Origin of the sequence: [Clostridium] cellulosi (assembly GCF_036762875.1) — a bacterium.
Taxonomy (GTDB): Bacteria; Bacillota; Clostridia; order Oscillospirales; family Ethanoligenentaceae; genus Ruminiclostridium_D; species Ruminiclostridium_D cellulosi.
Genome location: NZ_JBAIZF010000026.1, coordinates 216,986 through 231,915, shown reverse-complemented (window position 1 = coordinate 231,915; position 14,930 = coordinate 216,986). Strand labels below are relative to the sequence as shown.

At 43.0% G+C, this 14,930-nt stretch carries 10 protein-coding genes and 1 tRNA gene; 1 reads left to right on the top strand and 10 read right to left on the bottom strand.

The genetic code is table 11. The features are described from left to right. Positions 1–42 precede the first annotated feature (42 nt). From mutS to miaB, 3 genes are all read right to left on the bottom strand, one after another. Positions 43–2,655: a DNA mismatch repair protein MutS gene (gene mutS, locus V6C21_RS08820; RefSeq protein ID WP_479268824.1), complete on the bottom strand. Its 2,613-nt coding sequence runs from the start codon at positions 2,653–2,655 to the stop codon at positions 43–45. 52 nt (positions 2,656–2,707) lie between these two features. Next, positions 2,708–3,103, bottom strand: a complete 396-nt coding sequence (locus V6C21_RS08815; protein ID WP_045085697.1) for a YlbF/YmcA family competence regulator — start codon at positions 3,101–3,103, stop codon at positions 2,708–2,710. A gap of 82 nt (positions 3,104–3,185) precedes the next feature. Continuing rightward, the gene (gene miaB, locus V6C21_RS08810; protein ID WP_479268823.1) at positions 3,186–4,571 is read right to left on the bottom strand and encodes a tRNA (N6-isopentenyl adenosine(37)-C2)-methylthiotransferase MiaB; all 1,386 of its coding nucleotides are present in this window, start codon (positions 4,569–4,571) and stop codon (positions 3,186–3,188) included. 364 nt (positions 4,572–4,935) lie between these two features. On the opposite strand from miaB, the gene V6C21_RS08805 reads away from it, so the two are divergent. Next, positions 4,936–5,011: transfer RNA gene (locus V6C21_RS08805), tRNA-Val, on the top strand. A 557-nt stretch (positions 5,012–5,568) separates the two neighbouring features. Here V6C21_RS08805 and V6C21_RS08800 read toward each other — a convergent pair. The 7 genes from V6C21_RS08800 to V6C21_RS08770 all read right to left on the bottom strand — a co-directional run bounded on the left by V6C21_RS08800 (position 5,569) and on the right by V6C21_RS08770 (position 14,918). Further along, the gene (locus V6C21_RS08800) at positions 5,569–7,044 is read right to left on the bottom strand and encodes an alpha-N-arabinofuranosidase (RefSeq protein ID WP_479268822.1); all 1,476 of its coding nucleotides are present in this window, start codon (positions 7,042–7,044) and stop codon (positions 5,569–5,571) included. Positions 7,045–7,086: 42 nt separating this feature from the next. Beyond that, positions 7,087–7,944: a carbohydrate ABC transporter permease gene (locus tag V6C21_RS08795; RefSeq protein ID WP_034839728.1), complete on the bottom strand. Its 858-nt coding sequence runs from the start codon at positions 7,942–7,944 to the stop codon at positions 7,087–7,089. Between the two features lie 12 nt (positions 7,945–7,956). After that, positions 7,957–8,829 carry a carbohydrate ABC transporter permease gene (locus V6C21_RS08790; protein WP_045085700.1) on the bottom strand — a complete coding sequence of 291 codons (873 nt, stop codon included), beginning with the start codon at positions 8,827–8,829 and terminating at the stop codon, positions 7,957–7,959. 95 nt (positions 8,830–8,924) lie between these two features. Beyond that, positions 8,925–10,241, bottom strand: a complete 1,317-nt coding sequence (locus V6C21_RS08785; protein ID WP_479268821.1) for an extracellular solute-binding protein — start codon at positions 10,239–10,241, stop codon at positions 8,925–8,927. Positions 10,242–10,338: 97 nt separating this feature from the next. Beyond that, positions 10,339–11,922 (bottom strand): response regulator, encoded by a 1,584-nt coding sequence (locus V6C21_RS08780; RefSeq protein WP_479268820.1) that lies wholly within the window; start codon positions 11,920–11,922, stop codon positions 10,339–10,341. Further along, positions 11,909–13,741, bottom strand: coding sequence for a sensor histidine kinase (locus V6C21_RS08775; protein ID WP_034839738.1), 1,833 nt, complete (start codon positions 13,739–13,741; stop codon positions 11,909–11,911). The genes V6C21_RS08780 and V6C21_RS08775 overlap by 14 nt, the downstream gene beginning before the upstream one ends. 208 nt (positions 13,742–13,949) lie before the next feature. Beyond that, positions 13,950–14,918, bottom strand: coding sequence for an alpha/beta hydrolase (locus V6C21_RS08770; RefSeq protein WP_034839741.1), 969 nt, complete (start codon positions 14,916–14,918; stop codon positions 13,950–13,952). Positions 14,919–14,930: the final 12 nt, after the last annotated feature.

Sequence of the window (14,930 nt, the reverse complement as noted above, 5' to 3'; positions counted from 1 at the left end):
TCAGGGCTACAATTTCGGCAATCCGTCCGCTTAAGCAGAAAATCAATGGTCCTGTGCCAGTTTGCACAGCTCAAACAGGATATTGAGCGCCTCAATAGGCGACAGCGTATTCGCGTCAATAGTGCGCAGCTTTGACATTATTTTGTCGGTCGTCGGGTTCGTAAATGAAACCTGCGCAGGCTCCTGAGGTCTGACCTCGGCGAGTTTTTTCCGACGCACCGCAACCGGCTTGCCGGCATTCAGTTGTTTTAATATCTCCTTTGAGCGGGAGATGACCGAATTAGGCAGGCCCGCGAGCTTCGCGACCTCAATGCCGTAGCTGTCGTCCGCTCCGCCGGCGATAATGCGGCGCAGGAACGTAATATCGTCGCCGTGCTTTTTCACAGCTACATTATAGTTCTTAATGCCGTCATACATGGATTCCATTTCCGTAAGTTCGTGGTAATGTGTCGCAAAAAGCGTCTTGGCGCCGAGGCGTTTTTTGTCGTTGACATACTCGACGACTGCCCGCGCTATGCTCATACCGTCAAAGGTGGAGGTGCCGCGGCCGATTTCGTCAAATATCAGCAGGCTCTGGCGGGTTGCGTTTTGCAGTATGTTCGCGACTTCGCTCATCTCGACCATAAACGTAGATTGGCCGGACGCGAGGTCATCCGACGCACCGACGCGCGTAAATATGCTGTCGACGATGCCGAGCTTTGCGCTGGACGCCGGTACGAAGCTGCCTATCTGTGACATCAGTACAATCAGCGCGACCTGGCGCATATATGTAGACTTACCAGCCATGTTGGGGCCGGTGATGATGGCGGTGCGGTTTTCGTCAAGGTCAAGGAGCGTGTCGTTCGGTACAAACGGCGTGTCCTTCATCATCATTTCCACAACCGGATGTCTGCCGTCTTTAATGATTATTTTGCCGTCCAGCGAAACGTCGGGGCAGCAGTAGTTGTTGTCGACGGCAGTCTGTGCAAAGGAAACCAGCACGTCGAGCTTGGCCAGCGATTTCGCCGTCCTCTGAATACGGTGAAGCTGCTCCGCAACCTTTTTGCGCACCTCGTCAAAAAGCTGGAACTCGAGCTGTTTTATCCGCTCTTGTGCGCCGAGTACGCGGCTTTCAAGCTCTTTCAGCTCCTGCGTAATGTAGCGCTCACAGTTAGTCAGCGTCTGCTTTCTTATATAATAATCCGGCACCTGTGACAGGTTGGATTTTGTGACTTCTATGTAATAGCCGAATACACGGTTATAGCCAATTCTTAGGTTTTTAATACCGGTCTTTTCGCGTTCGGCGGCCTCTATTTTTGCTAAGAAGCCATGGCCGTTCGTCATTGCTTCCCTAAGCTCGTCCACCTCGGCGTTATACCCGTCCTTGATTATGCCGCCCTCTTTGAGCAGAGCCGGCGGGTCTTCCACGATTGAATCGTCGATAAGCTTGAAAACATCCTGAAGCGGGTCAATTCCAGCATAAATCTCTTTCAGAAGCTGAGAATTGACGCCTGCCATCCTCTCTTTTATCGACGGCAGCTTTTCCGCCGTCTGGGCGAGGCTCCTCAACTCTCTCGCGTTTGCGGAACCGTAAACTATGCGCGTCATCAGGCGCTCGAGGTCATAAACACCTGTAAGCCCGTCGGCAAGGTCAGCCCGCATAATAGAATCGCTGACAAGCTCACCCACAGCGTTATGGCGCCGTACAATCTCTGCGCAGTTTAAAAGCGGCTGCTCTATCCATGTGCGCAGAAGCCTTTTCCCCATAGCTGTTTTTGTCTTGTCGAGCACCCACAGCAGCGTACCGCGCTTCTCCCTGCCGCGCATGGTTTCACACAGCTCAAGATTGCGCCTCGTTGACAAATCGAGGCGCATATACTGTTCTTCGCTGTAGTAATAAATCGTGTCGAGCCGCTCAAGCCCGTTAATCTGGGTATCCTTGAGATAACTGAGCAAGGCGTTCATCGCCATGACCGTCTCGGGCTTGCCCTCAAGGCCTATTTCCTCAAGGGTTTCCTTATTAAACTGCTTAAGCAGCGGCTCAGGAGAACTGTCGTATCTGTCGTCATCAAACACGTTGACGGTGCAGTTGATTTTTTCTTTCAAAAAGGCGGTGGCACCCTTGAGCGCAGCGCACTCATTGTTTATGATTGCTTCGCTCGGCATATACCGCCCGTTTTCATTGTTGATACGGGTTGCAATGTCGTCTGATTCGACCAGCGTCACATATGCCTCACCGGTTGAAACATCAGCAAAACAGATTCCTGCTTTATTGCCGCTCACATAAATGCTCGCAAGGAAGTTGTTCTTCGCTTCATCAAGCATGCTGCCTTCAATGACAGTGCCGGGCGTAATTACCCTGACGATTTCACGCCGGACAAGGCCTTTCGCCAATGCCGGGTCTTCCGTCTGTTCGCAGATGGCAACTTTATATCCTTTTGCAAGCAGCCTTGCTATATAGCTCTCGCAACTGTGATAGGGTATACCGCACATAGGCGCGCGTTCTTCAAGGCCGCAGTCCTTCCCTGTCAGCGTCAATTCAAGTTCCCTTGCGGCTATGTCAGCGTCGTCGAAAAACATCTCGTAGAAATCGCCGAGACGGAAAAACAGGATTTCATCCTTATGCTTTTCCTTTATTTTCAAATACTGACGCATCATCGGCGTCATCTCAGACATTCTCACAACCAGTCCTTTCAGAATGTTTTAAATGACTGCGCAAAACCTAAAATCAGTGACAGCCTCCGCAGGCAGAACAGTTGCCGCCGCAGCCGCCGCCATCCACTTCGCCCGTTATGCTCATTTGGATAATGCTGTTGATGTGGCTTAAAAGCTCGTCAACATCCTTTTTGGCAGCAGCATATTCCTTCATGCCTTCTGTTGCCATTATTTTGCCGTAAATATCCTTTAGCTCTTTCTGATATTGCTCAATCTTTTCCTTGCTTTGCTCTTCCGGTTTTTTATTAAACTCATTGTTGAGCTGAAATTTCTTAAGATTAAATTCACCGATAAGATTTTGCAGCTCCGGGTCTGCATCGTTGGCCGCCTTGGCATTCTGGAGACGTATGCACCTTTCATCGGCCAAAAGTGCTTCTCCAAGTTCGCGTGCTTTCTCTATTACTCCCATTGTATTTCCTCCGTAAATATCGTTTGTATCAAATCATACTCTTTTATTATAATCCTTTTTGGCGACAGTTCCGCAAAATTCTTTAAATGTTCTGCAGTTCGCCAAATAAGGCTGAACGGTCAGACCGCGTTATCTTGACGTTTACAAACTTGCCCAGCAGGCTTTCGTCACCGTCAAACCTGACGACGAGATTCTCATTTGTGCGCCCGAAAACCGTGCCGTCCTTGACATTTTCGCAGAGTACCCGCTCGGTTCTCCCGACACGCTTCGCCATATTGCGCGCCGAAATCTCTTCCTGAACCGCAAGAAGTTCCGCCATCCATTTCGTCTTTTCCTCATGGGTAACCGGGTCCTCCATCTTCGCGGCAGGCGTACCTTCCCTTTTCGAATAAATAAAAGTAAACAGATTGTCAAATTCCACTTGGCGCACAACATCAAGGGTTTCGCAAAAATCTTCATATGTTTCCCCTGGGAAACCTACAATAACATCGCTGGTCAGCGATATTCCCGGGACTTTTTCTTTTACTTCTTGTATAAGACTAAGGTATTTTTCCTTTGTGTAACGTCTGTTCATCAGCTTGAGAATACGGTTGCTGCCCGATTGGAACGGCAAGTGAAGGTGCTTCGCCACTTTTTCACATTCCGCCATCGTGTCAAACAGCTCCGAAGTAGCGTCCTTAGGGTGAGACGTCATAAACCTTATTAAAAAATCGCCTTCAATGGCATTTATTTTCCGGAGCAGTTGCGAAAAATTAATGGTGCCTCCCAAGTCTTTCCCATATGAATTGACGTTCTGACCGAGCAGCGTAATTTCCCGCGCTCCGTCCGCAACCAGTTTTTTTGCTTCATCCATAATGGCTTCAGTAGTCCTGCTGCGCTCGCGCCCCCGGACATATGGGACTATACAGTAGGTGCAAAAATTGTTGCACCCGTACATTACGGGAAGCCATGCCTTGAACTTGCTGTCACGGCGGACAGGAATGCCTTCAGTGACAACGTCCTCGCCACCGAGCTCAAAAACCCGTCCCTTTGTCATTACGTTATACAGCATCTCTGGAAGCTTTGGCAGCGCATGGGTTCCGAAAACAAGGTCCACATATGGGTAACTGCGCTTAAACTTCTCCGCAACCTGCTTCTGCTGCGTCATGCAGCCGCAGACGGCGATAATCATATCCGGATTGCGGTCTTTTATGCCTTTCAGCGCGCCGATATTGCCGAATACCCTTTGCTCGGCGTGTTCCCTCACTGCGCAGGTGTTATAAAGCGCAAGGTCGGCTTTTTTTACATCGTCGGTAAACTCAAAGCCCATCTGGGAAAGCAATCCCGCGATATGCTCGCTGTCGCTCACATTCTGCTGGCATCCGTAGGTATGGATAAAGGCAAGCGGTTTCCTGCCGTTTTTTGCAGATCTATTGTCGTTTAGTTCCTTGACTTTTAAAGTGTAATCAATGCTATCATGTTCGTTCACTATGTTCCTCCGCATAAAAATATTAATTTTGCCCTTCTTATTATTTTAGCGTTAAGACAAGGACTATGTCAAATAAAAAAGGACGTTGCAATAATTCATCAAAATAAATGTGCCGTATATAGCAACCTGCTGCTATACAAATATTATACGCTGCATGCCGGCAAATTTCCGTCATCGTTGTCTTTAAAGTTTAATCCGGCATAAACCGCTCAAACGCAATGTAATACGGAGCGGACGGGCAAATAGTGCCCCAAAAAATTACGGTAAAAAAATTTTTTAAAAATTGCACTTAACTATTGCTTTTTTAAAAAAAGCATTGTATAATATAGAAGCTGTCTGACACGGCAGCAAAAACAAAAGATATGGGCGCTTAGCTCAGCTGGTAGAGCATTCGCTTGACGTGCGAAGGGTCAGGGATTCGAGTTCCTTAGCGCCCACCAAATTAGAAACCCCGCAAAGCAAGATTTTATTAGCTTTGCGGGATTTTTATTACATTTTAAATATTTCATTCTTGTTCAAAAAGTGAAAAGTAGATCTATAGTAGACCTACCGGATTTTAAAAAATATGACCTCAAAATTTTTCAATACGTTAATCATATATGGGCTGGGCGGTATGTGTATAAATATATGCGCGGATGAGTTCATGAGCAGCAACCAAATAAAAAGTCCCGCAAACCATTAGATGAAAGCGAAAAAGCGACGAGACAATGCGAAAACTCCATCGCAAAACATCAAAATAATTATCCCCGTCAATTCAATTTAGAGTTGACGGGGTCATCTTTTATGCAATTTTTCTACCAAAAAGCAAGAGGGCCTGCCACCGAAAATCCGGTGGCAGGCCCTCTTTTTCCCTTTTGCGCGAATGTAAATACCCCGGCCACATTCGCGCTAATGATATAAAAGAGAGGGTAAATATAGAATGAAATATTGTGCTATGCACAGTATATTAAGTGTCCGCTCAAGTGTAGGGCCTTGCAAAACGCTGAAGGCGTTATTTTTACTGAACCTCAATTTTAACGACACTGCAAGGCGGCATTTCAAATTTCAGTTTTCCGTCGCAAATTGTAATATCATCGAACTTTTGTATATGAACATTGTCAGGCTGTTCAAAAGTATTATGAGCATTCATTTTGCCAGTTAAGATCGATGCGGAAACAGCAGTAATTTCCTTATCAAATATAAAGCACTCTGTTGAATCTGTTTTGTCCATGGAAGTATTAGCAACTGTTATATTCAGATGATTATTGTCATCAACAGATGCGGAAACACTGATTTGAGGAATTTTTACTTCATCGACACCAATATAGTTTGTCTGAACACTGGATTCGACCAGCATAGCATCCTGATGGGATTTATACATGTCAAATACATGATAGGTAGGCGTCAAAATCATTTTCTCGCCGTTTGTAAGAATGACAGCCTGCAGTACATTAACTGTCTGTGCAATATTTGCCATTGTGATACGGTCACTGTGATGATTAAAGATATTCAACGTCAGGGCTGCCACAAGCGCATCGCGCATCGTGTTTTGCTGATACAGGAAGCCTGGGTTTGTACCGGGTTCAACATCGTACCATGTGCCCCATTCGTCAACTATAAGGTCAACTTTGTGCTCTGGGTCATATCTATCCATAATCTGCAGGTGCTTTGTTATTAACTCGTCGATTCTTAATGCCTTTTTCAGAGTTATATAGTACTCTTTTTCGTCAAATTCGAGCGCACTGCCTTTTTTGATATCGAAAATGCCGGGTACGGTATAATAGTGCAAGGAGATGGCATTCATATACTTGCCCGCCAATCTCATTACCGTATCGGTCCATGCATAATCGTCTTCACCTGGGCCACAGGCGATTTTATATAGTTTATTGTCTCCGTAATTTTTAAGGAACGTTTGGTAATGGCGATACAAATTGGCATAATACTCCGGCGTCATATTTCCGCCGCCGCCCCAGTTTTCGTTGCCAACGGCGAAATACTTAACTTTCCACGGTTCGTCTCTACCGTTTTTGCGACGCAGGTCAGCCATAGGAGATTGGCCCGGAAAAGTCAGATACTCTACCCATTCACTCATTTCCTGAACAGTTCCGGAACCCAAATTGCCGTTTATATACGGCTCGCAGCCAAGCAATTGGCAAAGTTCCATGAATTCATGTGTTCCAAAGGAGTTATCCTCAACAACTCCGCCCCAGTTGGTATTAACCATCTTTTTACGGTTCTCTTTGGGACCAATACCGTCTTTCCAATGGTATTCATCCGCAAAACAACCGCCTGGCCATCTCAACACAGGAATTTTAATGTGTTTCAGTGCTTCTACTACGTCGGTACGTATACCGTCAATATTGGGAATTTTTGAGTTTTCTCCGACATAAATACCGCCATAAATGCAGTGGCCAAGATGTTCGGAGAAATGTCCATAGATGTTTCTGTTGATTTTGCTAAGCTTTTTCTGGGATTGTACAATGATGCGGCTCATGAGAGGATCCCCCTTTTGATTTTTTAATAATAAAATGGGCGTTTATCCTTTGATTGCGCCAGCAATCATGCTTTCCTGGACTTGCCTACTGAATAACAGATAAATTATCAACGTCGGGATAGTAGCGATCATCAAACCTGCGCCGACAACGCCCCATTGTGTAATGTAGGTACCTACCATGGACATCATGCCGACTGTAAGTGTCTGGAACTCTTGATTGTTGATGAATGTGACCGCGAACATAAGTTCATTCCACGACGAAAGATATGTGAAAATAGCCACCGTTGCAATTCCTGAACGAACCTGAGGAAGGATGATTAGGAAATAGGTCCTGTAGATTCCGCAGCCGTCAATAACAGCAGCCTCTTCCAATTCTCTTGGTATAGTGCTGAAGAAACTTGTAAGAATAAGAACCGCAAATGGGATACCAAATGCGACATAAGGAATTATCAATGCCCAATAGCTGTTGAGCATTTTCAAGTTTCTTAACACCACAAACAAAGGAAGCAAAGCGGCGTGAATCGGCACCATCAAACCGAGCAAAATTAGATTCAAGGATGCTTTGCTCAGCTTCCATTTCATCCTGGTTATAGCATAGGCGGACATAGTTGAAAGGATTAGCACCAATAAAATAGTAGCAGCAGTTACTAAAACGCTGTTGATGAAGTATGTTAGAACCTTTCCATTTGTTAAAGCAAAGTTGTAATTGCTCCAAAGCCAATGCCTTGGAAACCCAGCAATATTACCACCAAAAATTTCACTGTTATCCTTTAATGAGAAAAATGCAAGCCAGATTATCGGATATATTTGGATAACCGCCACGATGATAAGGAATATCTGCAATATGACCTTCCCTATCATCCTTTTTGTTGATTTAGTTTTTTTCGCATGTACACTCATTATTATATCACCTTAATCTTCAGTTTTAAAGAATTTATTTATTAACAAAGTAAATACCAAACATTCGACGATAATAAATACTGATATCGCACTGCCGTAGCCATAGCGATAAGTATCAAATATCGTCGTATACATGAGTGTACTTGGTACTTCTGTCGTGAAGAACGGTCCGCCTTTAGTTAATACATAAACAAGGTCAAAGACTTTAAATGAGCCGATCAGAGAGAAAATCAAGCATACTTTCAACATGGGCTTCATCAGCGGAATCATGATAGAAAATGCAATACGCGTTGAAGTGGCGCCGTCAATCCTTGCCGCTTCGATAACATCCTTTGATATCGACTTTGCACTTGCATACATCAGAAGCATGTGATAGCCCACATACTGCCACAAAGTCGGCACAAAAGATGCACCAAGGGCAGTTTCCGTCTGACCAAGCCAGTCCTGTGCAAGTGAACCTAAGCCAATAGCCTTAAGCAGTTGATTTAAAAGGCCATAATCTGCGTTGTAGATTTTTGACCACAGCTGGGCAATAACAACTGTAGAAATAAGAACAGGAATGAAGTATACAGTACGGTAAAACCCTTCTCCTTTAACGCCGTTTGCCAATATCAAAGCAAGGAAAAGTGAAATCGGCAGCTGTATAAAGATAGACACAAGCGCAAAGAGGCAAGAGTTTTTAATAGAATTCAGTGCACGAGGACTGGTAAACATTTCAACATAGTTCTGAAGTCCAATAAATTTACCAGCGCCTACTCCGTTCCAATCCAATAGGCTGTAGTAACTGGAAATCAAAATCGGAACGAAAACAATTACGACGAATATAAGCATGGTTGGAATCATAAAGATACAGATTGCCTTTTTATTAGAAAAAACGGAATTCATAAATAGCTCTCCTATAAAAGATGTGGTCCTGGTAAAAAACCATGACCACATCCCTACAGTTTATAATCTTATAAGCTTTAAAGTTTTGGCAATTATCAGAATGCCAATTCAGTTGGTTTGAGCTGAGCCATTTGCTTGCAGAAATCTTGAGGAGTGATCTTGTTTGCCAAAAGTTCAGCAATCAAATTCTTGTGTGTCTCAGCAGACTCAGCAGGGAAAATATTGTCCCACCAAGTAATGAAGGATGTCCCAGTATCAAGCAGTTTTGCATCTGTCCTATCCAGCTCAGACAGTGAGGAGGTATCCAGTCCAGTTGTATCCCAGCACGGGAGTCCGCCACCTGCAAGATAGCCTCTTTTACCGAGCTGTTCGCTCAAATATGTGAGGAATTCAACTGCATCTTTCGGGCTCTTTGTGTTAGCGCTGACATAGTAGCCATCTACGGTGCCGCCAAAGAACTCGGATGCTTTACCTTTACCGTCAGAAAATACCGGGAAGACTACAACTTTGACATGGCCTTTTGTCTTGGAAGAGCTGTCTTCAATACCGGCATTTACCCAGTTAGCCTGGAACATCATAGCGCCTTGCTCGTTATTGTACGCATTAAGCATTTCATCATAGCTCATGCTGAACATGCTGCTGTTAAAGAGACCGGCTTTTGCCAGTTCCTGAAGTTTTCTCGCAGCTTCGATAAAGTCAGGTGAGTCAAACTTCTTCGGATCTTTGAAGGCTTCGATGCAAGCAGCATTACCAGCCTGGCGCATTGCAATGATATCAAACCAATACATGCCCGGCCAACGGTCTTTTTCGCCAAGTACCGCAGGTGTAATGCCAGCAGCCTTGAGCTTCTTAACTGCATCAAGAAGTTCTTCATAGTTGGTAGGAACTTTTGCTCCTGCCTTATCGAACAAATATGTGTTTACATAAAGGTTTGCAATATGTGTGACGCCAGGAAGTGTGTAAATCTTGCCGTTTACTTTGCAGCGCTCTATCATACCGGGGCGCAGTTTACTTAAGGTATCTTGTGAGAGATAATCATCCAAAACAAGGCAGTTGCCGCCCACTATGTATGGCTGCATAAAGCTGCCGCCGCCAAAACCGTAGAAAACATCGGGAGCTTCATTTGCAGCCAAAGCGGTTTTAATCTTTGTCTTATACTGCTCACCCGACGTCCCGTTACGTGTTACCTGAACATTCGGATGTTTTTCATTCCATTCCTTTACGATCTCTGGCAAAAGTTTTGCAGCAGGATCCGTTTCACCAACTGACTGGTCCCAGAGGGTCAACGTGATTTTGCCACCGGAAGTACCGGAAGTCGTTGATGAATTGGAACCCTTGGAGCATGCTGTTACACTGGCCATTAAGCTCAGCGCTAAAAGAACGCATGCTGTGCCTTTGAGAACCTTTTTCATGATTCGAACCTCCTTGAGATTTTGTACCTTTATTGTAAGTTAAATAGAATTCATAATACATTCACAAAAAAAACATAATTATTTCACAATTCAAACATCATAATTTATTACCATTCCGGTATTCATTGATTGATTTGCCTAAATTCTTTTTAAACAGAATACTAAAATAATGCGGATCGCTGATGCCCACCATCTCGCCGATTTGGTATCCTTTTAACTCTGTTGTTTTTAAAAGCATCTCTGCCTTTTTTAACCGGATATTCGTCAGATACTCCACAAATGTCTGTCCGGTTTCTTTTTTCATCAGCCTTCCCAAATGACCCGGACTGACATAGAAGGCGGAAGCAGTGCTGGCAAGCCCCAAATTGGGATCGGACAAATTCTTTTCTATGTAATCTTTAACCTGTGCGACTAAATTACCTGCTTTGACATTATTCTTATGATTGATGGAATTAGATAAGTTGATGACAAATTCCTCAAGATTTTTTTTGAGATCCGGAAGATTATCAGAGAGCAATATTGCAGCCAAAGTCTCTTTATTAATGGTATTGTCTTCGTCTGCCCTTTGCTCAATGGCCGCATACTGGCACTGCATAATTATATCCATAGCTGCCAGGCGGAGCTGACTGATATTGGAGAAAGGCCTGCTTAAAATTTTGTTTAACACATCCCCGGCATGCTCCGCAGAACCTGCGCAGATATAAAAATGCAATTTCTCCAGTAAATCTTCATTTGGGTAATAACGTTGCTTTCCTAACTCAATGACATCCTCATAGCATACGACCTGATTTTTGCCTACAATCACTTTATAATTCAGCGCATGACACGCTTCTTTGTAACCAAGGTAAATGTCGCTGAGCTTTTTATGTTTGCTGCCAATTCCGATGCAAACAAAGCATTTATAGGAATTGATTAAATTGGTTTTTAGTAATTCACAGCTATCAGGGAAATTCTTGCTATCATCATTAGTTATTATAACTATCCGATTCTTTCCATCTGTAAAAATAGCGTTTTCTGTATCATGAAAAAACGTTTCCACCTTTTTTCTGCATTCCATTGTCAGCAATATGGACTGTTCTTCTGTCTGTTCTTCCTTCGGGAGCATAATTTCAATAACCGCGACTTGATAATTTCCCTTTCCGTCAGCAAGCGGAATGTTATAATACGCGCATTTATCCGAGATTTCCTGCTCTGGAAGAGGCTGCAAAATCAACCGGTTTAAAAATTTCTCTCTCAAGAAAGGCAGGCTCTGCTTAAATTCTTGTTTTAGTTTTTCGAACTCCTTGTTTCGGTCACGTTCTTCATAAATTTTCTTCTTCAGCCTGTTTATAACGTTAATAAGTTCCGAGACTCTGATTGGTTTTAAGATAAAATCAGCAATGCCGAGCTTTACGCTTTTTCTTGCAAATTCAAATTCGTCATATCCGGTAACGATAACAATTTTGATTTCAGGATACTTCTCAATCACCATTCTGCTGAATTCGATTCCATCGATAAAAGGCATACAGATGTCTGTAAAGATAATGTCTGGTACTAATTCATCCACCATATCCAAAGCTTGATGTGCATTGGAGGCTTCGCCGACAATGGTCATTCCATATTCTTCCCAATTAATACGCTTTTTCAGAAGATTGCGTATTAAATACTCATCATCCACAATCAATACCTTAAGATTCTCCACGGTTTATGCTCCCCCTTGGAATCATCAGTGTAATTTTTGTCCCTTTATTCGGCTCACTTTCGATTTTTATACAATTTTCGTCTCCATAAAAAATCTGAAGACGTTTTATTGTTCCGCGCAGTCCAAAGCTCTTGCCTTGATCGTTTGTTCCGTCAGTCATAATCATATCTATTTGCTCTTTTGTCATGCCAACACCGTCGTCTTCAACTGACAAACAAATCTTATTTTCTACTTCCCGCACTGTAATGATGATAATACCGGGCGTTCCCTTTTGGCGGATACCATGATAGAGCGAATTTTCTACAAGCGGCTGCAAAACAAGCTTTAAAATCGGGTACTCCAAGCAAGATTCGTCAACGTGATATTCCACTTCAAAGAGATCCTGATAGCGGATTTTCTGTATATTTAGGTAATTCCGCACCATCTCGATTTCTTCGCCAACTGTAATAACTTCTTTGCCCTTGCTGACACTGATGCGATAATAATTTCCAAGAGATTCGACGAGATTACATACCTGTTCAGTCTCCCCAGAAATAGCAAGAGAAGCAATAGAATCCAGTATATTATATAAAAAGTGCGGTTTTATTTGCGCTTGAAGGGTATACAGTTCAGCTTTTCGTATAGTTTTCTGCTCCTCTATAACCCGTTCAAGTAGTTGGTTTATTTGTCTAATCATGGCATTGTAACCGTCAAACAGTTGCTGGAACTCGTCATTGTTCGGCTTGATTGTGATTTCACAGAAATTGCCTTCATTGACTTTTTTCATGGAGTGCAAGAGTTGGTGAATTGGCGTTATAGTGCTCTTTGAAATCAAAAAAGAACTGACAAAGAAAATTACACCGTTAATAAGTATGAAAAGCACTGTAAGAAAAAACATTGAATTATTCTCGGTTTTTATAGCATTATGCGGAATAATCGAAATATATTTCCAACCGGTGTTCTCGTCTGTCAGATATGAAATTATGTATTTTTGAGAATTGTCACTAATTTTCATATAATCGATGCTGTCATGCGAAAGCTTCTGCTGCATGTTATCAATATTTTTTGAAAGCACGTTCTTAAAAAAATCCATACTTTTATTATCTGATGTTTTATCAGATATATTGGGAGCAATAATATTGTTTTGTTCATCCAAGATAACCACTTGTAAAGAATTCTCTTCTACAACTTCTTCGTAAGACTGGACAAATGCACTTTCAGGTATATTGATTATCATCATACCCAAATTACTTGCTGTATTCACATCGCGGATAAGGCGGATGAAAGAAACATAATTTCCTCTGCTGTTTGAAAAAATTCCGCCGCCATTTATCCGCAATATGTATTTCCCATTGTTTTTTATCGCTTCTGTATACCATGACGCATCTTTTATACTACTTTTTACAAGCGTCGGAGGGGCTTGTTGGCCCACATAAAAGCAGTTTCCTGAACTTCCATTGTTATCGAAAATGTAGACCGAGTCGATAACCGGTTCCGCCATAATGAGATTATAAATATATTTGCTCACTTTAGCCTGTGTCTGCAAATTGGAGTATACATTCCCCTCCTTAAGCAGGCTCTGCAAGTTGCTGTCTGAAAGCATCATTTTGGAATAGTTATCAACATTCTCAATCATTAAGTCCACGTTTGTCTTAATGGAAGTAATTGTTTTAAAGGATGCCTCACTGACCTTTTTTTGTGCAGAATCAGAATTTATCTTATTTAGAACTGCGGAGCTAAAGGCAACCGTAACAATGATGACAATGAAATAGGCCAACGGAATTTTAATCGATAGTTTATTCGGTAATTTGATTCTCTTCGGTTTCTTTATCGATTTCATTTTGCCCCTCCCCAAAAATCAACGCGCGTTTCTTCCATCGGTTCATAAGGACAACTTAAGATTAATCATATCATTTTTTATATTAAAATAAAACGGCACCGCATTTAAAAAAATTATATTTATTTTTGCATAAGAACAAAAAACCGCATGAATTCTGCACAAATACATTCATGCGGGTCCCATATTAAAGTGTATAAGGGCAGTCTTTTTACACTCTTTTTTGGAATATCTCATTCAGCCAGTTACAAGCAAGTTCCGGCCAGATTGCCACTTCCTGATATGGCTTTATTTTGGGGACAACATCTGAAAGTACGTCAATCAAATGATCTCTTACCGAATCTGGTACAGAAATTTCGTTATCTTGAATCTTCTCAACCGTTTTTTTCATTTGTGCAAATGTATAGTGTTCTCCGAATTTCCCAGCCGCCCAATCGCGGTTTGACAGCGATAATCCATGTGGTCCGTCCGAGAAAATATGGAGCGCAAATGGAACGCCGTTGTCTTTGCAGGACTCTGCAAACAAAAAACTGTTTTCCACTGGAACCAGTTCATCCGTGGCCGTATGCCATATAAAACATGGCGGTGTATTCTTTGTTACATGCTTTTCAAGCGACATATAATTTAGTTCGGCCTGTGTCGCATCAGCGCCAAGCAGGAAACAAAAAGAATCCCTATGCGCTTTTTCCCCCGACGTAATAACGGGATAGGAAAGAATAGCCGCGTCCGGGCGATTTGATATCGCGGAATATATAGGATTCGGATCCTCAATGTCATCATAGTGCACACAAACACTCCCGCAAAGATGGCCCCCTGCGGAAAAGCCGCACACTATGACCTTATTGGGGTCAATATGAAATTCTGAGGCATTTTTGCGTATATAGCGAATCGCTCTGGATAAATCTTTCATGGGCTGTTTTTTTAATGGCACAGCATTTAGCGGATTGGTGGTGTATGTGCAGACAAAAGCATTGTACCCCTCTTTATAAAACCTTAAAGCAACTATTTCTGCCTCGGTTGGAGAAACCAAAAAATACCCCCCGCCCGGCACTACCAGCATGCAAGGCCTGACCGCTGTATTTTCTTCGTGAAGGTAACCGTGTATGGTCGGAATAAACCCGCACGCCATAGGATACTCATATTCTCCGGCTTCCCACAAATTGCAACTGAATACTTTCATATTAAACGCTCC